General features: G+C 55.4%; 23 protein-coding genes and 2 tRNA genes. 13 read left to right on the top strand and 12 right to left on the bottom strand.

Annotation, left to right across the window (positions count from 1 at the left end; all coding sequences use genetic code 11):
- The first annotated feature begins 6 nt into the window (after positions 1 to 6).
- From rph to WC184_07850, 3 genes are all read left to right on the top strand, one after another.
- A complete protein-coding gene (gene rph / locus WC184_07860) occupies positions 7 to 780 on the top strand; it encodes a ribonuclease PH (protein ID MFA7477797.1) in 774 nt (257 codons plus the stop codon).
- Between the two features lie 5 nt (positions 781 to 785).
- Positions 786 to 1,469, top strand: a complete 684-nt coding sequence (gene rdgB / locus WC184_07855) for an RdgB/HAM1 family non-canonical purine NTP pyrophosphatase (GenBank protein ID MFA7477796.1) — start codon at positions 786 to 788, stop codon at positions 1,467 to 1,469.
- A gap of 87 nt (positions 1,470 to 1,556) precedes the next feature.
- The gene (locus tag WC184_07850) at positions 1,557 to 2,036 is read left to right on the top strand and encodes an inorganic diphosphatase (GenBank protein ID MFA7477795.1); all 480 of its coding nucleotides are present in this window, start codon (positions 1,557 to 1,559) and stop codon (positions 2,034 to 2,036) included.
- A 140-nt stretch (positions 2,037 to 2,176) separates the two neighbouring features.
- Here WC184_07850 and mscL read toward each other — a convergent pair whose 3' ends face one another.
- A complete protein-coding gene (gene mscL / locus WC184_07845) occupies positions 2,177 to 2,572 on the bottom strand; it encodes a large conductance mechanosensitive channel protein MscL (GenBank protein MFA7477794.1) in 396 nt (131 codons plus the stop codon).
- 66 nt (positions 2,573 to 2,638) lie between these two features.
- Between mscL and WC184_07840 the strand changes: the two genes are divergently transcribed.
- Positions 2,639 to 4,153 (top strand): MFS transporter, encoded by a 1,515-nt coding sequence (locus WC184_07840; protein MFA7477793.1) that lies wholly within the window; start codon positions 2,639 to 2,641, stop codon positions 4,151 to 4,153.
- Between the two features lie 112 nt (positions 4,154 to 4,265).
- Here the strand turns inward: WC184_07840 and WC184_07835 are convergent, their stop codons facing one another.
- Complete coding sequence (locus WC184_07835) at positions 4,266 to 4,769, bottom strand: hypothetical protein (protein ID MFA7477792.1); 504 nt, start codon at positions 4,767 to 4,769, stop codon at positions 4,266 to 4,268.
- 244 nt (positions 4,770 to 5,013) lie between these two features.
- Here WC184_07835 and WC184_07830 point away from each other — a divergent pair, with 244 nt between their 5' ends.
- Positions 5,014 to 6,543: a DUF4214 domain-containing protein gene (locus WC184_07830; protein MFA7477791.1), complete on the top strand. Its 1,530-nt coding sequence runs from the start codon at positions 5,014 to 5,016 to the stop codon at positions 6,541 to 6,543.
- 92 nt (positions 6,544 to 6,635) lie between these two features.
- Here the strand turns inward: WC184_07830 and WC184_07825 are convergent.
- Positions 6,636 to 6,717, bottom strand: a tRNA-Leu gene (locus WC184_07825).
- A gap of 198 nt (positions 6,718 to 6,915) precedes the next feature.
- Between WC184_07825 and WC184_07820 the strand changes: the two genes are divergently transcribed.
- Positions 6,916 to 7,491 carry an ATP-dependent Clp protease proteolytic subunit gene (locus tag WC184_07820; protein MFA7477790.1) on the top strand — a complete coding sequence of 192 codons (576 nt, stop codon included), beginning with the start codon at positions 6,916 to 6,918 and terminating at the stop codon, positions 7,489 to 7,491.
- 93 nt (positions 7,492 to 7,584) lie between these two features.
- Here WC184_07820 and WC184_07815 read toward each other — a convergent pair whose 3' ends face one another.
- Together WC184_07815 and rpe are read right to left on the bottom strand one after the other, a co-directional pair.
- A complete protein-coding gene (locus WC184_07815) occupies positions 7,585 to 7,995 on the bottom strand; it encodes a hypothetical protein (protein ID MFA7477789.1) in 411 nt (136 codons plus the stop codon).
- 3 nt (positions 7,996 to 7,998) lie between these two features.
- Positions 7,999 to 8,700 (bottom strand): ribulose-phosphate 3-epimerase, encoded by a 702-nt coding sequence (gene rpe / locus WC184_07810; GenBank protein MFA7477788.1) that lies wholly within the window; start codon positions 8,698 to 8,700, stop codon positions 7,999 to 8,001.
- Positions 8,701 to 8,762: 62 nt separating this feature from the next.
- Here rpe and WC184_07805 point away from each other — a divergent pair, with 62 nt between their 5' ends.
- Both WC184_07805 and WC184_07800 read left to right on the top strand, forming a co-directional pair.
- Positions 8,763 to 9,986: a TRAM domain-containing protein gene (locus WC184_07805; protein ID MFA7477787.1), complete on the top strand. Its 1,224-nt coding sequence runs from the start codon at positions 8,763 to 8,765 to the stop codon at positions 9,984 to 9,986.
- Between the two features lie 64 nt (positions 9,987 to 10,050).
- Complete coding sequence (locus tag WC184_07800) at positions 10,051 to 11,103, top strand: phosphotransferase family protein (GenBank protein MFA7477786.1); 1,053 nt, start codon at positions 10,051 to 10,053, stop codon at positions 11,101 to 11,103.
- Positions 11,104 to 11,175: 72 nt separating this feature from the next.
- Here WC184_07800 and WC184_07795 read toward each other — a convergent pair whose 3' ends face one another.
- The 4 genes from WC184_07795 to WC184_07780 all read right to left on the bottom strand — a co-directional run bounded on the left by WC184_07795 (position 11,176) and on the right by WC184_07780 (position 14,713).
- A complete protein-coding gene (locus WC184_07795; GenBank protein ID MFA7477785.1) occupies positions 11,176 to 12,627 on the bottom strand; it encodes a bifunctional glycosyltransferase/class I SAM-dependent methyltransferase in 1,452 nt (483 codons plus the stop codon).
- A 60-nt stretch (positions 12,628 to 12,687) separates the two neighbouring features.
- Entirely contained in the window at positions 12,688 to 13,950 is a 1,263-nt protein-coding gene (locus WC184_07790) for an acyl-CoA dehydrogenase family protein (protein MFA7477784.1), read from the bottom strand.
- 78 nt (positions 13,951 to 14,028) lie between these two features.
- Entirely contained in the window at positions 14,029 to 14,175 is a 147-nt protein-coding gene (locus WC184_07785) for a hypothetical protein (GenBank protein ID MFA7477783.1), read from the bottom strand.
- A gap of 61 nt (positions 14,176 to 14,236) precedes the next feature.
- Positions 14,237 to 14,713 carry a carboxymuconolactone decarboxylase family protein gene (locus WC184_07780; protein ID MFA7477782.1) on the bottom strand — a complete coding sequence of 159 codons (477 nt, stop codon included), beginning with the start codon at positions 14,711 to 14,713 and terminating at the stop codon, positions 14,237 to 14,239.
- A gap of 303 nt (positions 14,714 to 15,016) precedes the next feature.
- On the opposite strand from WC184_07780, the gene WC184_07775 reads away from it, so the two are divergent.
- The gene (locus WC184_07775; GenBank protein ID MFA7477781.1) at positions 15,017 to 16,099 is read left to right on the top strand and encodes an HNH endonuclease family protein; all 1,083 of its coding nucleotides are present in this window, start codon (positions 15,017 to 15,019) and stop codon (positions 16,097 to 16,099) included.
- An 83-nt stretch (positions 16,100 to 16,182) separates the two neighbouring features.
- Here WC184_07775 and WC184_07770 read toward each other — a convergent pair whose 3' ends face one another.
- On the bottom strand, positions 16,183 to 16,773 hold the full coding sequence (locus WC184_07770) for a DUF4214 domain-containing protein (protein ID MFA7477780.1): 591 nt from the start codon (positions 16,771 to 16,773) through the stop codon (positions 16,183 to 16,185).
- Positions 16,774 to 17,077: 304 nt separating this feature from the next.
- A tRNA-Lys gene (locus tag WC184_07765) sits at positions 17,078 to 17,149 on the bottom strand.
- A 276-nt stretch (positions 17,150 to 17,425) separates the two neighbouring features.
- Here WC184_07765 and WC184_07760 point away from each other — a divergent pair.
- The 4 genes from WC184_07760 (at position 17,426) to WC184_07745 (ending at position 22,042) form a co-directional block, all read left to right on the top strand.
- Positions 17,426 to 18,169, top strand: a complete 744-nt coding sequence (locus WC184_07760; protein MFA7477779.1) for a beta-phosphoglucomutase family hydrolase — start codon at positions 17,426 to 17,428, stop codon at positions 18,167 to 18,169.
- Complete coding sequence (locus WC184_07755) at positions 18,166 to 20,601, top strand: glycoside hydrolase family 65 protein (protein ID MFA7477778.1); 2,436 nt, start codon at positions 18,166 to 18,168, stop codon at positions 20,599 to 20,601. Before WC184_07760 ends, WC184_07755 begins: the two co-directional genes overlap by 4 nt.
- Before the next feature lie 51 nt (positions 20,602 to 20,652).
- Positions 20,653 to 21,156, top strand: a complete 504-nt coding sequence (locus tag WC184_07750; protein MFA7477777.1) for an O-acetyl-ADP-ribose deacetylase — start codon at positions 20,653 to 20,655, stop codon at positions 21,154 to 21,156.
- Between the two features lie 628 nt (positions 21,157 to 21,784).
- A complete protein-coding gene (locus WC184_07745) occupies positions 21,785 to 22,042 on the top strand; it encodes a helix-turn-helix domain-containing protein (GenBank protein MFA7477776.1) in 258 nt (85 codons plus the stop codon).
- Between the two features lie 25 nt (positions 22,043 to 22,067).
- Here WC184_07745 and WC184_07740 read toward each other — a convergent pair whose 3' ends face one another.
- Positions 22,068 to 24,272: a chromosome segregation protein SMC gene (locus WC184_07740; protein ID MFA7477775.1), complete on the bottom strand. Its 2,205-nt coding sequence runs from the start codon at positions 24,270 to 24,272 to the stop codon at positions 22,068 to 22,070.
- Between the last annotated feature and the right edge of the window lie 200 nt (positions 24,273 to 24,472).

Here is a 24,472-nt window from a genome sequence, read left to right as displayed (position 1 = left end):
GAGAGCGTGGATAGCAACGCCTCTAACTCGCCTTCAAAAACCAGTAGCTCACGCCCCGATGGGCGCTCATCGAATCAGCTTCGCCCCATAACTTTCCAGCGTGACTTCACCCAGATGTCGGCCGGGTCGGTGCTGGTTTCGTTTGGAAACACTCGAGTCTTGTGCACGGCTTCGGTTGATGAAGACGTGCCACGTTGGATGCGAGGCTCGGGCAAAGGCTGGGTGACAGCTGAATACTCGATGCTGCCCGGTTCAAGCCCGGAACGAGTACGGCGTGAGGTTTCGGCTGGCAAACCTTCGGGAAGAACCCAGGAAATCCAGCGCTTAATTGGTCGTTCGTTGCGGGCTGTAACCAATATGCACGCTTTGGGGGAGCGCCAGATTCTGCTCGACTGCGATGTGCTTCAAGCCGATGGAGGCACTCGAACGGCATCAATTTGTGGTGCCTGGGTGGCTTTGCACGACGCTTGCACTCGGCTTATGACGGCCGGAAAACTTCAAACACACCCGGTTGTCGACCAATGCGGTGCCATTTCGGTCGGCATTATCGATGGTCAGCCCCGACTTGATCTTCCCTATGTCGAAGACGTGGCGGCCGATGTTGATATGAACGTGGTCATGACCGGATCAGGCGGGCTCATCGAGGTACAAGGCACGGCCGAGGGTGAACCGTTCAGCCGTGGCGAGCTAGATGCACTGTTGGGCCTGGCTGAAACGGGTATTGGTGAAATTGTGAAGCTGCAACGCGATTTGGTTGCCACGCCACCAGAACCGAGGTAAACACCATGTCACCCAACCGCGAATCACTGCCGGTTCTGGTTCTAGCTACGGCAAATCGTGGCAAGGCCCGCGAGTTTGAAGAAATGTTACGCGGCTACTTTCGGGTTGTGCCAAGACCACAGAGCGTTCCCGACATTGAAGAAAATGCTGGCACGTTGTTGGGAAACGCTCGACTCAAAGCGCACGCCATAAGCCGAGCCACTGGCATGGCTGCTTTGGCCGACGATACCGGGTTGGAAGTTGAGGCCTTGCATGGAGGTCCCGGCGTTGACAGCGCCTATTTCGCGGCTTTGGCCAACCCCGATGCACCAGCCCCCGACGATGTTGATGTCGCTAACACACAACAATTGTTGTCGGCCCTGGAGCAGATTGGGGCCATGCGTCCTTCGCAGCGCCGTGCTCGTTTCCGCACGGTATTGGTTTTGTTAGAGCCCGACGGTACGGAACGATTGGCCCAAGGGGTTTCAAACGGCGTAATTTCAGTGGCACCCAAAGGGGCGAACGGTTTCGGCTATGACCCGGTTTTTGAACCCGATGAGCTTGAAGGCCGCACGTACGCGGAAATGAGCCCCACCGAAAAGAACACTATTTCGCATCGCTCAAAAGCGCTCTTAGCATTGCGACAAACCTTGGAACCCACACCGCCAGCCGTGATTGGTGTTCCTAACGAAACAGATTTTGAGGAGTAATTGGTAGTGACCGAAGAAGCAAACAACGCAACCGACGCATCTCAAGTGCCAGAAGCCGGAGCAGAACCGGATACCGAGGTGGAAACTATTGAGGTTGTGATTGAGATTCCTCAGGGCTCAAGGAACAAGTACGAGATCAACCACGAAACGGGTGAGGTGTGGTTAGACCGCCATCTGTTCACTGCGATGAGGTACCCCTCTGACTATGGCTTTGTGCCGGACACATTGGCCGAAGATGGTGATCCTCTTGATGCCTTAGTGATTCTTGATGAACCTACTTTCCCTGGGGTTCACGTGCAGGCGCGACCGATTGGGGTGTTTTGGATGCGGGACGAAGCCGGACCTGACGCTAAAATTTTGTGTGTGCCTGCCTTTGATCCTAGGTATGAGCACATCAACGATCTGGAAGATATTGGCCCGTTCTTAATCGCTGAGATTGGCCACTTCTTTAAGGTTTATAAGGCGTTGGAGCCGCGCAAATACACCGACGTTCGCGACTGGGACAACGTGGACGCCGCCTGGAAAGAAATTAAGGCTTCCCAGCAACGCTATCTGCAGTCACACTGAACGCCAGGGAAAAGCGTCACGCACGCGAATGTCACGCACCCGAGCGTCACGCACGCGAAACAGCGAAACTTCGCCCGATGGGAAAATGATTTGCTACCAGTCAGGCCGAAAATGGCACTAGCTGGTAGCAAAAGAGAGTGCTAGTCGTTGTCTTTGGCCAGCAGATCGCGAATTTCGGTCAGAAGTTGCTGATCTTGGGTAAGTGGCTCATCGGGTTCGGGCACTTCTTCACTGCGGCGAGCCCGCTGCAGCCGGTTGAGGGCTTTCACCACTAAGAACACGGCCATAGAGATTATTAAAAAGCTCACTAGGGCATTCAGGAAGAGTCCATACCGAATATGGCCATCACCAATGTCGATGGTGAGCGTCTTAAAGTCGGGTTGGCCACCAATGGCAGCAATGATCTGCATTAGGATGTCATCTACGAACGAGTCGATAATGGCACCAAATGCAGCACCGATAACCACCGCTACCGCCAAATCAACCACGTTGCCGCGGTTGATGAAGTCTTTAAACTCTTTAGCTAATGAGCTCAAGGCGCGTCTCCCTGTATTGAATAGTGTGAAGAACTTAGCAGTTTATAGCGCCATGAAAGTGTTGCCGTGCGGAATGCCAACTTAGCCAAAAGAGCTTTTGGGCCACCGTCGTTAGCACGCCTCGCTCAAACCACGGCCTTTAGCTCAGCGGCCGACGCTTTCGTAGCGGTGTCTTTGGCGGGCTCTTTGTTCTTTAACCTATCGATTGACGCTGCCCGCCCACGCATAATTCTTTACTTGGTACTCACCATGGCCCCGTTTGCCGTGGTAGCGCCGTTGTTAGGCCCCGTTGTTGACCGGGTTCGAGGCGGACATCGAGCCGTAATTGCCTTAGCGTGTGTAGGCCGAGCCCTTTTGTGTTTAGCGCTATCATTCCAGCTTCGAAGTTTAGCGTTATACCCGCTGGCGTTTTCGATTCTCGTGTTGAACAAGACACATTCAGTGGCTAAAAGCGCCTTGGTTCCTCGCTTGGTTGACGCCCCGGAACAACTAGTTGAAAACAACGCTGTTTTGTCTCGTGTTTCGGTGGTGTCGGGTGCCATCGGGGGCGGTATCGCCGGAGGGATTCTCACGCTATTTGGCGGCCCGGCAGTGTTGCTGGTTGGCGCGGTATCGTACTTTCTAGCGCTGCTAATGGCACTCAATATTCCTAAGCCACAAGCCGTTCTGCGGCTGCTCGGCACTCGAATTGTGGAAGAACGTGAGCTCCGCTCGCCGGCCTTGGTGCTAGGCGTTTCATCCATGGCGCTCTTGCGGGGTGCCGTTGGATATTTCTCGTTCTTTGTTGCCTTCACCCTGAAAGCCCTGGGCGAAGCGACTTTGGTATTCGGCTTGGTGGCGGTGGTCGGTGGCCTGGGTGGATTGTTGGCAACTTTCGTGGCGCCAGGTTTACGACGCTTGTTAATTGAAGAACGCATTATTGAAGCTGCATTAATTTTGCCAGCGACGGTGGCGCTAGTGGTGCCGAAAGGCCTGGTAATAGCGAGTTTGACGTTAGCTTCCTTTGCCCTGGGCATGGCCGCCAACGTGGGTCGCCAAAGTTTCGACTCGTTGGTGCAGCGCGAAGCGCCCGACGCTGAACGGGGCCGGACCTTTGCTCGTCTTGAGGTTCGATTACAGCTCATGTGGGTGGTAGGTGCCCTGATCCCTGTTTTGGTACGACCAAGTCTTACGGTGGGCATGTACTTAATGGGTGGGGTGCTAGTCGTCGGTGCGGTGGTTTATGGAACCGGTGCTCGCGGCGCGGTGCGGAACCAGTGGGGTCAGTGGACAAATATGGTTTCAGCGGCCGATTGGACCGCCTCAGACCAAAGCGTGCCACTGGATGAACAATTGTTGGATACAGCCCGCTGGTTGGCAGAACGAGGCTCAGCACGACAAGCGGTGATGGTGGCTAACGCTGCGGTTGAATACCTAGCCCGACAGGAATCGAGCAGTCAGCGCCGCGAACTTGTCGATGCTTTGTTAGAGCTAGAAGGCATTGTGGCACGGGCCACCAAGAATGACAGCGTTTCAGCCGAAGACGTGCAGCGTGCCTTGGCTTTAGCTGACGGAGCGCGCCAACCTCCAACCGTGGAATGAACGGTTGGCCAACAATTTAGTGTGGTAGATGCCGTGGCTGAAGAGCCTGTTGGTTGGTAAAGGCCTTACTGGTTGGCGAGGCTGGTTGGCGAGGCGCAGCGAGGCCACAAGGCTAGTGGCTGGCGCCGACCACCATGGTTGGTTGCAATGGTGCCTCAAGTTGCCATTCCCCGCCCCTCAAAACGAGCGATACATCAAAGACCCAGGTTTCTTGGTCGGAGACGTAAGAGTCAGCGTAAACACGAGTGGTGGTTTCTCCGGCCCCAATGTTGCCAAGACCAATCAACATGCCTTCGTTCTTGGGTGGGCTCATGGGTGCTGCGGTGTCGATAGCTTCTTGAAGATCATCAATAAAGCGAATGCTGGCCCAATCTTCTAATGCCAACACCACACCTAATTGCACCTCGGCGCTCAGAGAATTATCAGACAAATTATTCACAAAGATGAGCAGCGGTTTGTCGGTCTTTTCGGTGGAGGCACCCATGTGCGCAGCTACCGATTCAATGGTGGTGCTGTAAATTTCAATAGTGCGAGCGTTCGGATCGACTTTGGTACCTTGATCATCAGAACAAGCCGCAGCCCCAATGGCCACAAAAAGTACCAAAGCCAGGAACATTCTGAGAGGGCGTTTCGTGCGGGGTAGGTTCATACCGTGGTGAAAGCGTGGGGGTGGGCAGCCAACATTGCGATGAATTTAGCCTGAATCGTGGGGCAATGTTCAATATACGACTCTGGTGAAACCGGTATTTTGTTTCGGTAACTGGGTGGCATATACGGCACGGCACATGGTGAGATATTTGGGTACGGCCGTCGATTCCTAGGCCAGCCCTGTAAGTTTCGTAATCTGAAGGAGGGGCCATTTGACCCCCTCAATAAAGAGGCAATGGCGTAGGCTCAGCCTTGTTTTAGCGTTGTTCTTCGTTTTGGCAATCGTCACGAATGTCGCGCCAGCTAGTGCCAACAACAGGGCCGTAGACCTTGAAACGGTTTCGGCCGTTCCCAGCAACTCAGGCTCTTCTAACGCCATCACTACCGACGCTCTCGATCTCGATGGCTGGATCGCCACCTCGTCAGATTCGGTGGTTCAGTATTTCGATGCCAATGGTCGACCAATTGGTCCAAGCTCCATCGGTGCCATGTCGAGCGAGCCATTTGATGTGGTACCAACAGCACGCACTGGCCAGGGTTACATCGTGGGGGCAGATGAGCTTTTAGATAGCTATGTGATCCGCTTGGTGGCGGCACCCAATATTGAGCGACTGCGACCATACGCCGAGCTGGTAGCGAGTGAGCTTTCTCGCTCAACGGCACGCCGTTTCACCGTGGCACCAGGTGTGATCAGTGCTTCGAATGGTGCTACTGGCTTCATCGATTTAACCGCTAACGCCGGGGTAAGCCCCTGTGGAACCTGGGGAAACTCAAGTGGCGGAACGTGGGGCTGTGGGGGTTATCGAGCGCAGTTCAGCATGGGCGGCCACGCTCAGGTGACATCGGGTTCGGTGTGGCTAGCCCCCTTTGTTATTGACGGATTGAGCGAAGCAAACCTGGTTACGCTCATGCTGCATGAATTCGGCCATGCCGTGTCGCTCGATCACTACAGTGAGCTTTACGATGGCCAGCGCCAGGTGATGTATCCCCAAATTTCTCCCGCCACTCACTCGCGAACCTATCGAAGTGGTGACGCGAACGGCTTGCAGTATCTCACCATTCCAAAAAGTTCGTCGTCGGGTCAGCCCGTGACCCCAGCTGATCGACTCGACCCGCAGAACCAAGCCTGGGTGAGCGCACTTTTACACGATCTGTTAGGCCCGGAACGAGCGGCGGCCGCCATATCTGAGTGGCAGCAAAAGGCACGGTCCGGTCTCACCCGCACTCAAATGGCACGGTTCCTCACGACAAGCCCAGTGTGGACCGAAAAAGTTGTCAGCGATCTATATCGAGAAGCGTTAGGCCGGGCACCCGATGCCGGGGGCGCTCAGTATTGGGGTGCCCAGTTGGCTCGCGGTGTGCAAACTCCAGCGATCGCCGCGCATATTTGGGGTTCGGCGGAACGCGTTGCGCAGGCTGGCAGTGCCGAGAACTGGGTAAGAGCGCTTTATGACGGTTTGCTGGGCCGGGCCGCTGATAGCTCGGGAATGAACTTTTGGGTAGGTGAAAGCTCGCGGGTCGGGTTTCCCCGGGTAGCTTCCACGTTTTATCAGTCATACGAAAAACGTGTCGGCCGTGTTACCGAGCAATACAAACTTTTCTTAGGGCGCAACCCTGATGGTCAAGGTGCCGCCTATTGGGCCCGACGCCTGTTGAGCGCTGGCGACATTGAACTCACCGTTGAGCTGGTTAACTCCCAGGAATATCGCATGCGCGCCATTAACCGGTTCCCTAACGGTTAGACCAGCCAACCATTCACCAAACAGGCAGATCCAACGATCAATGGATGGGTGGATTCGCCAGGTTCCCACCGGTTCCATCTAATAATTTTTCGTGCGGACGGGGGGACTCGAACCCCCACGCCTTTCGGCACCAGGACCTAAACCTGGCGCGTCTGCCAATTCCGCCACGTCCGCGTAGCGGTATCTACGATAGCCGCTGGTAAGGCGCGCAACATAGCGGAACGGCTAGCTTTGGTAAGCCACGCCACTGATTCCCAGTATCGCGGGTAAATTGGTTAAAGAACTATCGCAACCTCTTCAACTCATTAAGGGAGATCCATGGACAACCCAGGCCTTGTCACTTCGCCATTGGCTGCTTCTAACGCTCAATCTATGGCCGGTGGCCCTGGTGGATTCGATCCGTCGATGGACATTTTTAACCGGCTCTTGAAGTCGCGAATTGTCTATTTAGGTTCAGAAGTAAACGACCAAGTAGCGAACTTGCTTACCGCCCAAATGCTGTTTTTGGAAGGTGAAGACCCTGAAGCCGATATTTGGCTCTACATCAACTCACCAGGCGGTTCGGTAACGGCCGGCATGGCGATTTACGACACCATGCAATTCATTAGCCCCAAGGTGGGCACTATCTGCATGGGCCTGGGGGCATCAATGGGCCAGTTCCTGTTGTGTGCAGGGGAACCGGGTATGCGATTCTCATTGCCCCATGCTCGGATCCTTATGCACCAGCCGTTGGGTGGGGTGCAAGGTCAAGCCACCGACATCGCCATTCAGGCTGAACAAATGGCGTACACCAAGCGTTTGATGGCGGAACGGATTGCTTTCCACACGGGCCAAAGCGTGGAGCAAATTACTGCTGATTCCGATCGTGACCGTTGGTTTACCGCTGAGGAAGCCAAAGATTACGGAATTATTGACCGAGTGATTTCTCGGCGCGGGGACATCAACTAAGGCTCGTCAACGAAGGGTCGTCGAGCCACATTTAGTGTGCTTGGCTAAATTTAGAAGTCGTCTCAGCTAGCCCACATCAATCTCGTAGGTGTTCTAGCTCACATCAACTTCACAGATGTTGTTGAAATAGCTAATTACCGCTAGCTGAGCCGAATCGACACTGGCCTTGGTGGGCGCTTCCGGTATTGACACGTCGGGGTTAGAGCTCTGTCGGGCCTCAGCTTGCGCAACCAGGGCTTCAGCCTCAGCTACCAATATTTCTAGCTCAGATGACACTTCGTCTGGCGCTTGATCCGACAAATCGCGGAGCCATTCCAGGGCTTCATAATTCGGCACCGGCTCACCATCAAGTCGGTGCGGGAAGAGCGGACCGACGCTTTCATGGGTCTTAGCTAGAGCACAGAATTCCTCTACCGAGTTAGCGCTGGAACAAGCTGTGCTGAGCGCGATTGTCGCGATGGCGACGGCGCTCACAGCGGCACGAATGAGGCTTGTACTTCGCACGGGTCAAGCAGAGGTGATGGCGCTGGTGGCTAATTCACGTAGTTCGGCAACGGCATGAGTTAAGCCTTGTGGATCACGATAGAGCGCTGAACCCGCTACTAATACGTTGGCGCCGGCATGAGCCGCGCCTTTGATGGTGGTTGGCCCAATACCGCCGTCAACCTCGATATCAACATCAAGATTTTGATCAACGATTAGTTGGCGCAACTGGCGAATTTTCGGCTCCATGGTGGATATGTAGGCCTGCCCCCCAAACCCAGGGTTCACGGTCATAATCAGGACCATGTCGACTAGATCCAACACGTGCACAATATCTTCCACCGGGGTGGAAGGGTTGAGCGCCACCGCTGGTTGGGCACCCAATTCGCGTACCAGCTTCAAACTTCGGTGTAGATGTTTGGTGCTCTCGGCATGAACAATCAACATCTCACAGCCCGCCTCAACGTAACGATGGGCCAGCTCATCGGGGCGTTCCACCATCAAATGGGCCTCAAATGGAACCGTTACGTGTGGACGTACGGCCGCTATTACATCAGGGCCGAAAGTGAGGTTGGGAACGAAGTTACCGTCCATAACATCCCATTGAATGCGATCTACACCAGCTTCTTGTAGCGCTACACACTCGTCACCTAAACGAGAAAAATCGGCTGGCAATACCGAGGGAACAATTTGGATTCGACGCTCGGGTAGCGATGACACAGGCATGGGGATGATGTGTTCCTATAAGAAAGCGGATGTGGGTCCTATATAGCCTACGCTTAAGCAACGTGGCCCTAAGAAATGACCCACCCGAAGTTGTAAACGCTACGATCACATCGGTGGCGGTGGGCGGCGACGGGGTAGCGCGCTTGCCAAGCGGCGAAGTGGTCTTTGTGGAAGGGGCCTTTCCTGGCGATCACGTTCAGGCGGTGGTGCACACACGGGCTAAACGGTATTTGAAGGCTGAAGTTTCTGAAGTCTTGAACGCCGGAGCTGAGCGGATTCACGGGGTGTGCCCACATTTACACCAAGGTTGTGGTGGCTGCGGCTGGGGAAATTTGGCTTATGAAGCCCAGCTTCGTCACAAGCTAGACATGGTCACCCAAGCAGTTTCCCGACTTGGTGGACATGTTGATCCGCCGGTTGAACTTGGTGCTCATTTAGTTGAGAGCGGTTTTCGCACGACGGTTCGAGCTTTGGTTGACGCGGGCCGTGGCGGCTTTCGCGCCAAACGTGAGCACCGCGCCGTGGTGGTTGATTCGTGTCGAATGGCGCATCCCTTAGTTGAGGAGTTGTTGGTCGAGGGGCGGTTTGGTTCGGCTCATGAGGTAGTGCTGCGTGCCGGAGCTAAGACCGGTGAACGCTTGGCGCTGGTGTACCCCAATGCTGCCGAGGTAATGCTGCCGTCCGACGTAGTCGTGGTGGGTGCCGATGAGTTAAAAGCTGGCCGCCGTGCCTGGTACCACGAAGAGGTGAATGGGGTTACCCTTCGAATCTCAGCTCAATCGTTCTTCCAAAGCCGCCACGATGGTGCCACCGCCCTTGTTGACACGGTATCTAAAGCTTTAGTTGAGGTTGAGCCCCAAGCTCGGGTGGCCGATCTTTATTGCGGAGTTGGGCTCTTTAGTGCCGTGGCACCTGTTGGTACGCCAGTGGTGGCGGTCGAACGTTCGGCCAGCTCGGTAGCCGACGCCAAAGTTAATTTAGCTAACGCGAACCTAGTACACCATCGCTCAACGAGGGTGGATAGGGTGGCGGTTGAGCGCTGGAAGCCGGTAGCGGTTGACGCCGTCATTGCCGATCCACCACGATCCGGTTTGGCCAAAGACGGAGTCGCAAAAATTAATGCTACCGGAGCGACCAGTTTGGCTTTGGTTAGCTGTGATGCTGGTGCCCTAGGGCGTGATGTGTCGTTGCTTCGAGCTAGTGGATGGCAGCTAAAGCGGTCGACCTTGGTTGATCTATTTGCCGATACTCCGCACGTCGAGGTGGTAAGTCATTTCGTGCGTTAACCACTTAGGGCGCGGAAACGACTAGCGTCTTTGGACGTAAACGATTCTCTCTATGGGGGCTTTAATGGATGGCATTGACGTAGAAAAGGTCACGGATTGGATGGTGACGAACACTCCGCCAATCACCCCACCCTTGACCTTTGATCTGATCGCTGGTGGCCGTTCGAACCTAACCTACGCCGTGACCGATGCTGTTGGTCGCAAGGTGGTGTTACGTCGTCCACCCGTTAGCCACGTTTTGGCCAGTGCCCACGACATGGGTCGTGAATATCGAGTGATTTCGGCGCTTCAAGACACCAACGTGCCGGTACCTGAAACTTATGGCTACTGCGACGATCCGACGGTGAACGGCGCCTCGTTCTATGTCATGAGCTTCATGGATGGATACATTCTGCGTACCCTCGAGGATGTTGAGGCCGCTTTCCCAGTTGAAAAGCGCCTCGCCGCCGGGCTCGATTTGGCCGATGTGCTAGTAGATTTGCACAACGTCGACCCCGACGAGGTTGGTTTGGGTGACTTGGGTAAGCGAGAAGACTATCTGGGTCGTCAACTAAAACGTTGGAACAGCCAATTCCACGCCTCACAAGATCAAGCCCGAGAAGGCGGAGTTTTTAGACCAGCTGAGATAGTGACGCAGGTACACGACCAGTTGGTTGCCATGAAGCCAGAACAACAAAGAGTTTCATTGGCCCATGCTGACTATCGGCTCGATAACTGTATGTATGGTGCCGACGGCAAAATCATCGCCGTTTTGGACTGGGAACTATGCACGCTCGGTGACCCGGTGGCCGATTTAGCCACCATGTTGATGTTCTGGGCCGACCGTGAAGACGAAGGGGCCGCTATCGGTGCTGCTTCAGCCGCTCCAGGCTTCCCAACCCGGGCCGAGCTGATAGAACGGTACGCGTCGAAGTCTGATCTTGACCTGTCAGATTTGAACTACTACATCGCCTTTGCTCATTGGCGGCTGGCCTGCATTTTGGAAGGTGTTTTCGTTCGTTTTGCCACTGGTGCCATGGCTGACGCCAGTGAAGAATCGGTGAAAAGTTCGGTTGCCATGGGGAACGAGGTCATTCGCCGTTCAGGACTAGCTCAAGATCTTCTGGCCCAGAAATAATCAAGCTGCTCAGCTAGAAACAGCCCAAGCTGAAACGGTTGGCTGGGCTAGTGATCGCTTTCGGGTACTAGTTCATTCGGGTACTAGTTCAAAGAGGAACTGGTACCCAAACATGGTGGGCCAAATCGAAGCCAATAGGCGATCGGCTTTAGTGAGTCGACCGGGCTCATGATGTGGTGAGGTGTCTGGTTGTCCGTCTTGGTTCGGCTTGGCCGCCCCCCGGTCTTTCACCTCTAGGGGTAGGCCAGTGCTGTCGAAACGGACGGGTTTCAAACCTGAACGTGAAGCTAGTGATAAGAAGCTGCGTTTGGTGAAGAAGCGTACGTGGGTGACATCAAGAATGCCGCGGCGGTCGTAATCGAAGACTCCCAGCAAGGTGCGAAACCGCGGATACCAATGCCCAAAGTTGGGCACGCTGACCAAGATGCGTCCACCAGGGGCCAAGCGTTTTTTGGCATCTTCTAGAAGGCGCTCGGGGTTACGAACGTGTTCTAAAACATCGGCTGCCAGTACGAGGTCGAATTGGTCGTTAATCTCGTCGGGGATGCCAAGATCTAGGTTGGCCTTAACGAAACGTTCGCATCGGGTGGCAATATTAGGGTGGGCCTCAATATCAACGGCGGTAACGGAATGGCCAGCGCGGGTTAGATGTCCGCTAAGCACCCCATCTGAACAGCCCAAATCCAAAATCTTTAACGGTTGGTTGGCGTTGGCCCAGTCGAGAAGCTTGGCGTGAGAGCTGTGGGCGCCAACCTTGGTTTCATAAACATTCGACGCAAAAGCCAATTCACCGGTACCGAAGCCCATTTTGTGGAGGCGATAGCGCAGCACATCATTGGTGATGTCTTTGGCGTAGACCAGACCGTTCACATAAGAGATTTCGTCGCCATAGTAGGTAGGAATCGGAATCTCTTTGATGCGCTTTCCGGCTTCCAACATCTGCACAATGATCTGGGTGTCGAAGTTGAAGCCGTCGTCGTTTCGCTCAAAGGGAATATCGGCCAAGGCATCGGTGGCATAGGCACGATAGCCCGAGTGCCACTCCGACAAGTTCGCACCAGCTACCGCGTTTTCCATACGGGTGAGAATCTTGTTACCGACATACTTGTAAAGCGGCATACCGCCCTTGCGAGCTCGGCCGCGTTCCATCATTCGCGAACCAAAGACAGCATCGGCACTGCCCGCTTCAAGCGGTGCCACAATGTCGGGTAGAAGCTCAGGGGCGTACTGACCATCACCGTGTAAAAGCACGACGATGTCGAGGTTGTTTTCTATGGCCCAGCGGTAGCCTAGCTTTTGGTTGCCGCCATAGCCCAGATTTTCATGTGTCCGAATGACCGTGATCGGAAGATTCGACTGCTGCTGGTAGCCGAGGCCGATTAGATAGGTGTCGTCGTCACTGTGGTCATCACTCACCAAGATGGCATCAATGCGGGGACGAAAGTCCTCGGGTATGCGATCAAGTGTCTTTGCGAGCGTGGTGGCAGCGTTGTATGCCACCACCAAGATACCTATTCGTTTCATGGTGATCAGAAACGCTAGTCGTTTAAGCTCGCGGCCCCACAATACCTATGAGGCGGGTGGTTAACGTTGTGTTCCAACCCGCAGCTCTTTGAACGGAACGTCTCGGTCGACCTGGGGTTCTTTTGGTAGACCTAAGACCCGTTCGCCGATGATGTTGCGCTGAATTTCATCGGTTCCACCGGCAATTGATGAGCCATGAGCCGACAAGGTGATCTGTTGGAAGACCCCGTCTTGCGGTGCGTCATCACCAATCAGGGTGCCATATGGACCTAAGATCGCCATCGACAAATCGCGGACCCGTCGCACTTGTTCCGAAGCGGCCAATTTCGCAATGGAAACCTCGGGGCCGGGTTGACGCCCGGCAGCTATGGCGGCACGGGAGCGCAGGGCCGTGAAGCGCTGCACTTCCGAGAAGATATAGAGGTCGGCTAGGCGTTGACGAATGATCGGGTCGTTGGTCTTGCCCATTTCTTCGGCCAGCTTAATTACCGAACGTGGTCCACGGGCGGTTTGGGCCCGCTCGGCAGCTCCACGCTGTTTGGTGGCAATATCGATGAGCTCACTCATCGGGCGGTCAAGATCGCCCAACTTCTGTCCAGGGGTTCCAGCCACAATTCCACCTGGTGCGCCGCGACTGCCTAGGCCCTGGCGTTCATAGGCCAGGGTGGCCACCGCAACCTGCCAACCAACGTCGACGCCAGCCAGCATGTCTTCGTGACGCACAACAGCGTCGCTAAAGAACACCTCATTGAAGTGGGCTTGGCCGTTCATTTGCTTTAACGGGCGGATCTCGATGCCGGGTTGATCCATGTCGATTATGAAGTAGCTGATGCCGCGATGTTTGGGGGCGTCCATATTGGTGCGAGCCACCAGCATGCCCCGCGTGGCACCAACGGCACCTGAGGTCCACACTTTTTGACCATTAACGATCCAAACGTCACCATCTCGCACGGCTCGAGTTTGGGCACTCGCTAAGTCGGAGCCAGCGCCAGGTTCGCTAAAGAGCTGGCACCAGCCTTCTTGGCCGGATGCCAATGCTGGTAACCAACGGTCTTTTTGCTCGTCGGTTCCAAAGTCGATCGTGATCGGCCCGCCCATCATTTGACCAAGTCCTCCCGGAGGAGCGACGGCCTTAGCGGCGTGAAGCTCTTCATTAACAATGCGAGTGTCTTCACGAGTTAAACCACGACCACCGTAGCCCTTGGGCCAGTGCGGGAAAGCCAAGCCTGCATCGGCTAAGGCTTGCCACCACTCACCCAAGGTCTTGTTTGGATCCCAGTTTTCTGCGATCCAGGCGCGAGCTTCGTTACGTATGTCAGCCATTCTTCCCCCCAGAAAAACTTGTGCTGAAGTTAGCATAGCGTTTTGGGTCGAGAGGTGAAATTGCTGACGGTGAAGGTGCTAGCCGCGACGTGTGGTAGCGAAACCGGCCAAGGCCGCCGCGATGAAGAATGCGGCACCCAGAATGAAAGCCCAAACGAGGCCTTTCATTACGCCACCAACACCAAAAATTAATATGGCAATGATTAACAGCAATAAAGCAGTCATAAACTTATGCTACCCGCTTTCTGCTGGCATTAAACGATATTTTTATCTTTGGAATGGCGGTTTAGGCAGGTCGACGTAGTTGGAAAGGTTCATCGCCAATTTGGGTTTGCATGGTCACATTCATGCGGTTGTATACGTTGATGGTGGCAATCGCCATTAACAACTGCACGATCTCTTTTTCTTCAAAGTTGGCTTTCACATCATCCCAAACGTCATCTGGCACACCGTCTTCGCTGATTAGTGTGACTGCTTCGGTGAACGCCAAAGCGGCCTGTTGACGAGGGGTGTATAGCTTTCGAGCCTCACGCCACGCTGGAATGAGATCTAGCTGGCGTTGGGCGATGCCAGCCTCTCGGGCTTGTACCTGGTGCATTTCGAGGCACCACGCACACTTGTTAATTTGTGAAGCGCGAATATCAACGATGGCGAGTAGACCAGCGTCGAGATTGCCGCTGCGTACGTAGCGGCCAAGTCCGCCCATCGCCTTATAAAGTTCAGGGTCAACATCGCGGATGATCATGCGGGGTTCAGTAGACATGTCGTAATCCATACTTGAGAATCCTAGGTGGCGCTTTTCTCTGTACTGTAGACCCGTCATCAAGCATTTTTTCAACAACACACTAGAATTATGCGGATATTCGAGTGTGCAGAAAATCCTCGTGATTTGATGTTTTGGGAACAGACTTGGACGATCTCAAGATTCGGACCTCTTGCCTTGATTTGTGACCTGGGCACTTGAAGGATCGGAGTTTCTTATATCTCAGCAGAGGGTGGGTAAAACTGAAACTGTGGTTTTCGGTCCCATGCGACGCGCTTACCGAGCTTGTGCAACCATGACTGCATGAAACTGCTCTGGGCGAAATTTCGTACTTGGCCCACCTGGGTGCAAGCGGTGTGTTGGGTTGTCCTTGGGCTTGGGCTTGCGGTCACTGGTGCAGTTCGTGATGAGGAAAAGGCCAGCCAATCTGAGACGACCGCACAGACGACCGTTGCTTCAACCACTTCCACCGTCTCGCCCCTCAATACCACGACTTCTGACGCAGAAATCGAGACAGAGTCAGATCTTGATTTGTTGGTTGATGAGCTCCTGGAACACATTCCAGGGATCGTTTTGCCTGAGCCGAGCGTGGTGATTTCCCTGCTCGATCAACTTGTTATTGCCGAAGAACATGCACCGCAAGTATATGATCGGGCGTCGTTTGAACATTGGACGGGGCCGTCCTCATGCAACACACGATGTCTCGCATTGGCTCGGCAGCGTCTTGAAACTTTGCCGGGTCTCCCAGGAGGCGGATGGCTATCCATCTACGACAATTACTGGACTGATGATCCGGGTGAGCTAGAAATTGATCATGTGGTCGCCCTAGCTGAGGCATGGCGCTCAGGAGCATGGGAATGGGATGAAGCCCGTCGACGGGAATTCGCTAATGACCTGGACTCACCCCAATTAATCGCAGTGACGATGGCCTCGAACCGCTCGAAATCCGATAAAGACCCTGCTAATTGGCAGCCCTCAAACCGTGACGCCTGGTGTGATTATGCGGCTTCGTGGATCATGATAAAATCCAAATGGGGGTTAACCGCGGATCAAGCTGAGGTGGATGCGCTGCGCAATATGTTGCGTGGTTGTGGAGGTCACCTTGAAGCGACACCGCCCACGTCGACAAATACCTCGTCTTCGACGTTACCATCTCAGTCTCCGACTACAGGGCCTGAGGTCGCTGTGGTACCGCTGCTGCCCCCGGCAACGGCAACACCACTGGTGACTGAGCCTCATTGCGACCCGGCGTACCCAGACATTTGTGTTCCGCCTTACCCACCGGATTTAAACTGTAAGGATATACCGCATAAACGCTTTCGAGTGTTGCCGCCTGACCCTCACGGCTTTGACCGTGATAAGGACGGAATTGGTTGTGAATCATAGATAACCCAGCGGTTCTCTCCTGTCACTCGCCATTCCAGAATTCCCAGCTGGGCTGTGGATTAGAGCTTGTTGGTTGCTTCGATTCATGTGGGGAGGCTGGATGTTTTCGCTTTGAACTCAGCCGAATTAGAGAATCCAATCATTACCCATCCTCGGGTTCGTCCAGCAGCCATCATGGACGTCCAATAGGCAAGTCCGGCGTGGTCAGGGTTGCGATCCAGCACGTTGTTGTAAACAAGTGTGACGAATCCAGAATCGCTGACATCGCCGTAACGTTCAGTGAATTCGTTCGACTGCGCGAACTGTAGGGAAATTGCTGAGAGGGTTCGGCCTCGTGCATAAAGCTCTGACCAGTAGTTGGTCCCACCGGCATCGGGTTCGCGTTCAAAATATGCCAGATAGAGGCGGCGGATTTCGCCTTTCTGTTCGTCAGTGGGCAGAGGTGTTGGGGACGGTGGAGCTGTTGTTGGTGGTTGAACTGAGGGTGGGTCTGGTTCATGGCAATGGTAATCGCCCGTTGGTAGACCCCAACTGGCACAGTTGGTACGACAAGTGTGACAACCGTCGGCATCGGTTCGGCCTGGGTGAGCGGCAGCCGTGGGATTGAACGGAAGCGTGGTTTCTCCCAACAGCATGCCGCCTGCGAGGAGCGAACAAAGCAACAATTTTCGCAAAGTGTTCAATTTGGTAGACCCCAATTTCTCGGCGTTACGGGTTGAAACTAGCAAAAAGAAATTGGCGGGCGTCGAAAGTTGTGATTCCTGGACGAACCAATGCGCCAGTTACGTGATTTGAGGATGGGGCAGAACGGCTGCTGTTGGCATTGCTTTCGCTTCTCGGCGAGACATTCTCACGGTGTGGGAACTGGGCGCGATGCCGCGTGTAAGTGATTGGCCTATAAACGGTGTTAGCCCGTGTGTTCCCGACGGTAGACTAAGTGCCAAAACAGAAAAACCCGCCGTGTAGCGGGTTTTTTAGTACGCCCCCCGGGACTCGAACCCGGAACCTGCAGATTAAGAGTCTGTTGCTCTACCATTGAGCTAGAGGCGCTTGTAACTGGATGAACAAGCATAGCGCGCCGGTCTTAATAGCGAGAAGTTGCTCTGCGCCCATTTTGTGCACGCACCAAGCTCAACGGGCCACGCAACTGCATTAGCCTTGGTTCCTTGCCCCAGAGCTTGGTCAGAAAGTGTTCGAGCAGCTCGGTGCCCTAATGCTTTTGGCGCTGGTTACACTCCACGAGATGCAGGTTTGGGCGCACAATCACGTGAGCGCAAATGGTCAGGTGACCACCAGTGGCGCGGCGCAAAGCTTGAAGAGGAGGCCATGTTGTTCGGATTGCCGGACGGAACGTTAGCTTGTTTATTCGATATGGATGGGGTCTTAACCGACACCGCCACGGTGCATACCACGGCGTGGAAAGAGACCTTCGACAAATTCCTGCAAAGTGCAGCGGCAGCGAGCGGCAGTGATCTTAGACCATTTAGTGATGAAGACTACGCCCGTTATGTCGACGGTAAACCCCGTGTTAATGGAGTTCGTGATTTCCTTGTCAGTCGAGGCATAAATCTTCCCGAAGGACAGCCTGATGATCCACCGGGAACCGCCACCATCACTGGGGTGGGAAACGCCAAGAATACCTTGGTCCAACAGATGATTGAACATGGCGGTGTGGCCGTTTTTGAGGGCACGATCGACTACGTGCAAAAAATTCGCGAAGCCGGGTTAGTCACGGCGGTTGTTTCAAGCAGTGCTAATGCCGTTTCGGTACTTTCAGCTGCTGGCATAAGCGATCTATTCGATGTTCGAGTGGATGGAATTGTGGCCCTTGAACACGGATTGCCTGGAAAACCGTACCCCGACACATATCTATTTGCTGCCGAGCAATTGTCGGTTCAACCGCAACAGGCCGCCGTTTTCGAGGACGCTCTCTCTGGTGTTCAGGCTGGCCGAGCTGGTGGTTTTGCCTTGGTGGTCGGAGTTGATCGGCTTAATCAAGAAGAACTGCTGCGCCAAAATGGTGCCGACGTGGTGGTGAAGGACGTGGCGTATATGTTGGATTCGGTATGAAGGTTTCCGATTCACGCTTACGCTTCCAACCGGAACCCTGGACAATCACCGAACGACGAGTTGATCTAACCAAACTCGGCCAGACCGAATCGGTATTTGCCCTCTCAAATGGCCACATTGGCTTACGCGGAAACTTTGATGAGGGCGAACCATCGGCGATACCAGGTACCTACCTCGGCGGCTTCTATGAAGAACGGCCATTACCCTATGCCGAAGCGGGCTATGGGTACCCCGAAACCGGGCAAACGGTGGTCAACGTTACCAACGGCAAGCTTATTCGCCTGATGGTTGACGATTCTCCTTTTGATGTTCGTTACGGCACCATTGAAGACCACCGGCGGGTGCTAGACATGCGTGCTGGCACCCTGAAACGTCATGTCACCTGGACTTCACCAGCTGGAAGAACTGTTCGGGTTGAATCGACCCGTCTCGTGTCGTTTACTCATCGCGCTCTGGTTGCGATCCGTTATCAAGTTACGGCTCTTGATGGGCCGACGCGTATTACCTTGCAATCAGAACTTGTGGCGAATGAGGCCCCTCCGGTGACCACAAGTAACGACCCTCGGGTGGCAGCGGCGCTGGATCAACCCCTCGAGGTGATATCGAGCGAAGGCGCTGATGGTAACGCCATGCTCATCCATCGAACCCGAGCCAGCGGTCTCACCGTTGCCGCGGCCATGCGCCATAACGTTGACACGCCGCTGACAACCTTTACTTCCACCGAAGCGTTTGATGATTGGGCCAGATTCACTGTTATTGCTGATCTGGCCGAAGGCGAAGACCTGACTATCACCAAGTTCGTGGGCTATGGATGGTCAGCAACTCGTTCGACCCCGGCATTACGAGACCAAGTGGCGGCGGCTTTAGATGGAGCGATGTTTACCGGCTGGGACGGTATCGCTAGTGAACAACGCCGCTATCTCGATGAGTTTTGGGATGTCGCGGATGTACAGGTTGAAGGGGCTTTGGAACTGCAACAGGCGGTTCGTTTTGGCACCTTTCATACCTTGCAAGCCGGAGCACGGGCCGAGCGGCGGGGGATTGCGGCCAAGGGTTTAACCGGACCTGGTTATGACGGGCACTGTTTTTGGGACACCGAAGCTTTTGTGCTGCCGTTGCTTATCATGACGCATCCACGCGCCGCTGCGGATGCCTTACGTTGGCGGGCATCAACCTTGCCGCAGGCCAAACATCGGGCGGCTACATTGCACCTTCGTGGTGCCGCTTTCCCTTGGCGGACCATTAACGGCGATGAAACCGGTGCTTATTGGCCAGCCGGTACGGCAGCGCTTCACCTTAATGCCGATATCGCCAGCGCTTTTGAAGACTACCGTCGGGTGACTGGCGATAATGAGCTTGAGCGTGAATGCGGTATTGATGTGATCGTGGAAACCGCTCGGATGTGGATGTCGATCTCACATCTGGACCGTGACGGATTGCGCCATATCGACGGTGTGACTGGCCCTGATGAATACACCGGAGTGGTCGACGACAACGTTTTCACCAACATGATGGCGGCGCGCAATCTGCGGATCGCGGCGGCTGCTTGTGGTCGCCAGGCGAAACGGGCTTTGGATCTTGGTGTTACCGAAGACGAGATTGAATCGTGGCGGGCGGCGGCTAAGAGTATGTACATTCCCTACGATGAGGAACTAGGCGTACATCCCCAGTGTGAAAATTTCACTCGTTATGCCGAATGGGATTTTGAAGCGTCGCTTGGTCGCTATCCTTTGATGCTCCACGCCCCTTATTTTCAGCTTTATCGCACGCAGACGGTGAAACAGGCCGATTTGGTGTTGGCGATGCAATGGTGTGGTGAGAATTTCACGCCAGAACAAAAGGCCCGCAACGTCGATTATTACGAACGAATAACGGTACGAGACTCATCGTTGTCGGCCTGTACACAGGCAGTTATGTGTGCCGAAGTGGGGCACCTGGACCTGGCCTATGAATACTTACGGGAAGCAGCGCTTATGGATTTGGCCGACTTGCAGCACAACACGCAAGACGGTCTTCATATTTCGTCGTTAGCTGGTGCTTGGACAGTGCTGGTGGAGGGTTTTGGTGGTTTGCGTGAGCACGGTGAGACGATTTCGTTGTCGCCGGCGTTACCAGATCGCATCACCTCGCTTGGCTTTGGTCTGCGTTGGCGTGGGGCTCGGTTGCAGGTGAGCATAAACCATGATGAGGTGCGCTTAGAACTTCCTAACCAGCGCGATAAAACGGTGCCGCTGCGTCTCTATGGGGATGATGTGGTGGTGAACTGCGACGAGCCTTTGATCGTGCCGATGGAGAAGCGAATTCCGCTGCTGCCACCGCCTGAACAGCCGGCTGGACGACAGCCTTTTGCCAAGGATTTGGCACCCCTGGCCGATGGGACGGAACAAGCGACCCCTCGGGAAGTGGAGCCAGAATACCCGGACGTTTGGTAGCCGCCGTAGTTGCGAATCGGTGGTTGCGACTGGGGGGTGGAGGAGGTTCGAATGCAGCTTTATGCTCGCCTTGGAGACATAACAGCTATTGCTACTGATGCCATAGTGAACGCCGCCAATGAGGCCATGCGAGGAGGTGGCGGGGTAGATGGGGCGATTCACGCAGCTGGAGGCCCCGCAATTTTGGAAGATTGCATTCGTCGCTTTCCCAACGGATTACCGACCGGCCAAGCGGGTTGGACTACCGCTGGAGAGCTGGCGGCCCGCTGGGTTATTCACACTGTGGGGCCCAACTATGCGGCTGGGAACCGCGATCGCGACCTGCTAGTGGATTGTTACCGAAGCTCTTTGGTGGTGGCGGATGAGTTGGGGGTTTCATCGATAGCGTTTCCGCTGATTTCAACCGGAGTGTACGGCTGGCCGCTTAGCGACGCCGTGGCCGTAGCAGTTTCTACTCTAGCTACCGCCGAAACTCAGGTTGAAGAGTGTTATGTAGTGGCTTTTAGCGCCGAACTCTACGACCTAGTGAGTAATGAAACAAAACATTTAGAGTAGTACAAGCTTGGGTGGCGAATGACGCTGCCGGAGAACGAACCGTAATCACAACCTAGGCACCTGCACATATACACGGTTTAATTGTCTGTATTTACGGCTTTCGCTCCTGCTGCGGTAGCGGTTTAGCTAGAGCCCAACCAAGAGTCAACCCACCCGCCGGACATAAGTTTCCTCCCCCTAAAAAAGTCACAGCCCCGGCAACTTGGCTAAAAGCCAGCGGTCCACACGGGGCTAACGATGTTTAGTTTAGGCGGCTTCGCCTCAACCCTTCAAGAAGCACTTGTCACACCATGACCGGCCATTAGCGCTCGAGAACCATGTCCGGCTCGGTGTCGTTATCAGTAGCGACGGCGCTCTACGCGCACTTGTAATACTGCCCATGGTAGACCTTGGTATCAGTTCTAACTTGGCATGTTGAGGGTGCCTAAGTAGCACGTTTGGCAACTTTGTCCCCAAGACAAAAACCCTGGTCAACCGCCTGTTGCGAGGCGTCTATCAGGTGTCCAGACGGCCCCAGAGTGGCGCTCCGAGGGATGATCGGGGGCCTGTCGTGAGGACTATCGAGACGGCTCAAACTTTTCTCACCGCCTCCGAGGTGGACCGGCTCGTCGGTGACTACCTGGCCGGGATGAGTGTGAAGTCCCTAGCCGAACGGTATGGCATCCACCGCTCCACCGTGTTCTCCCACCTCCGCCGTCGCAACGTGCCGAGCCGCCGCCCAGGGCTCTGCCCCGACGAGAGAGCCGAGGCTGTGCGCCTCGCCCGAGCGGGAGTCTCGATGAGGGCGATCGCTCGTCGGATGGGTGTAGACCGCAAGGCCGTACGCGCAGCGTTGGTCGAGGCTGGTGTCATTATGGACGGCGGGCCGAGCGCATCTCATCGGTGACACACAAGCCATGGAGACCTAGGGATCAGGACAGCTCGGGGAACGCTTCGTATTTGTGTCGCCGATTGTCGAACGCTGGCTTGGTTCCTTCGAGGATGTTGAGCGCGAACTTCGCCACGTCGAGTTCGGCGATGCTTCCACTGCTTACCGTGAAGCGTCGATCGTTCATTTGGCAGTGCACGATCTGGTCGGCATCACCGACGACGGCGAGGTTGGCGTTGTGAGTAACGACGATCGTCTGTCGGCGTCCTGCGGCTTCATGAATTGCTGGTACGAGCTTGGACGCGATGGTCTCGTTGTCGAGGTTCTCCTCAGGTTGATCCAGCAACAACGGAGTAGTTCTCCGGTCCACGACAAGGTAGAACAGCGCGAGCACGAGACCACGCTGTCCGGGTGACAGCTGGGAGAGCGGTAGCCCGTCACCAGTGAGGCCGAAGCGGACCTCCAGCCAGGACAAGTCGAACATGCTCAGTAGGAAATCGTCGATCGTCGTGTTGCTGCGGAGTGCGGTTGCTGGGTTCCGGTACTCGCCCCCTGCTTCTCCGCGTTCGTGCTCTAAACGCTCGAATGCCTCATGGAGTTGGGCCGCGAGCTGGTCCCAGCTCGTGTCCTCAACGCGCTGTGGAAGGTCGATAAGCCAGTCGGAGAACTCGCCGTTCTTGCGCCCGTCCAAGCCGGCTGCGACACTCCTCCATCCGGGGAGAATACGTAGTTCGGCGTTGAACTCAAGTCCTGCGTTCTTGACCACATCGGACTGTGCGATGAACGTGGACGCCGGAGTGTACAGACTCTCAACCGCGCGCAACTGCGCTTCCAGTGCTTCGTGGACGCGGCGTGAACACAGCATGATCTCGTCACGCAGTTCAGACATCTTCGTCGGCGCTTCGCCGATACGGCGTAGCAAGGATGAGAGTCCAGCATGAGACTCCTCGTCATCCTCGTCGCCTATAAGCGCCGCAACCCGTTCCTCTGACTGGAGGACTCGTTGTCGGGCGCGTTCACGTGCACTGTCGGCCGCGGCGAGCGCATCTGCGTTCTCGCGCCTCGCCTGTTCCTGCACTTCGAGGTCCTGATCGATCTGATCGCGCTCTCGCTTCAGGGCGGCGAGAGACTCTTCCTCGGTCGCGCGCCAAGTCTGGTATCTCCCAGCGTCGACAGTCAGCTGGAGATAGGGGCTCTCGGCTCTTCCACCGCCAAGAAGGGCCTCCGCCTCGCTGTTCAGCGAGGCAACGTCGGCTTGAATCGCTTCTGTCCGGTGAGCGATCGCTTCCATTCCGCTGAGCCGCTGGCGTGACTTGGCCTGTTGCTGTTCGTTGGCACTTCGGCGGGTCGCCAGTTCAGACCGCGAAGCCTCAATCTGCTCCGAGCGCTGCATCAGCCCAGCGAGGTGCCCGTCATCCTTGCTTGCAGTGTCCATCTCAGCGAGCGCGGCCTTGGCAGTTTCGAGGTCCTTCCTCGCCGCGTCAATATCAGCCTGCTTGAGGTCCAGACGACTCTGGACTTCGGGTGCTTGATTGCTTGCCCGGAAGGCGGCGATCCCGACATAACCACGTACCGCAGTCCGCAGCTCTGCTCGGAGCCTCGTCAGGTCGTCTTGGGAGGTTCGAGTCTTCTGGGTCAAGAGGGCGTCGAAGGTCTTCTCGCCAGCGCGTTCCTCCTCCGGGATGTGAGTGAAGAGGACTGTACGAAGCTCGCGTTCGAACTCGTCTGCGTCGTCTGCCGCTTGGTCAAGGTTGCACACTCGCTCGACGAACATCTGGGGCAGGTACTCGACCAGCACCGGGGTCGCGTTGTCGTGTGGTTGATTCAGTTTGGCCTGCCGTGCCGTGCCCGTGGCCCAGACGAGTTCCGCGTGATACTCCCTCGCGACCTTCTGGTTCTGAGGACTGAGGAACCGAGTGGGGCTCAGGAAGGCGAACTCGCTACTACGTGACGAGTTCCCGCCGAGTGCGATGCAGTCGAGGAGCGCGGACTTGCCTTGACCCTTGTTCCCGACGACGGCAACGAATCCGGGATTGAGTGGGAGGTCGTGGCTGAAGAGATCGCGATCCTCCTGTTCGGAACCGACCCGGATTCTCTCTATGAACCGCTCCGGGTTCTTCCGCATTCTTGCGAGCGCGGGTGGTTCGAGTCCGACAAAGACGCGGTGCTCGAACTCTTCAATCGCGTACGCAAGGCCAGCAAGGGTTGGAGTCGTGTTGAGCCAGGTCTGGCACGCTCCGAGACGCATGTGCTGATCTGAGCCCGAGAAGTGATGCGCGTCGCTACAGTCCAAGATTCGATGTGTAACGTTGCTGTTGCGGAGTTCGGCTCTGTTGCAAAAATCGTGAAGCTTGAGCATGCTTGGCGGAGATTGGACGGACGGAACGATGACGGATTTCAAGTGGCGCCATTTCCAGGGTGATGTGATCCTGTGGGCGGTGCGCTGGT

Source organism: Acidimicrobiia bacterium, from assembly GCA_041676705.1.
Classification (GTDB): Bacteria; Actinomycetota; Acidimicrobiia; order Acidimicrobiales; family SKKL01; genus Actinomarinicola.
Note: the sequence above shows the minus strand (reverse complement) of the source record. Positions and strands in the feature narration are given on the sequence as shown.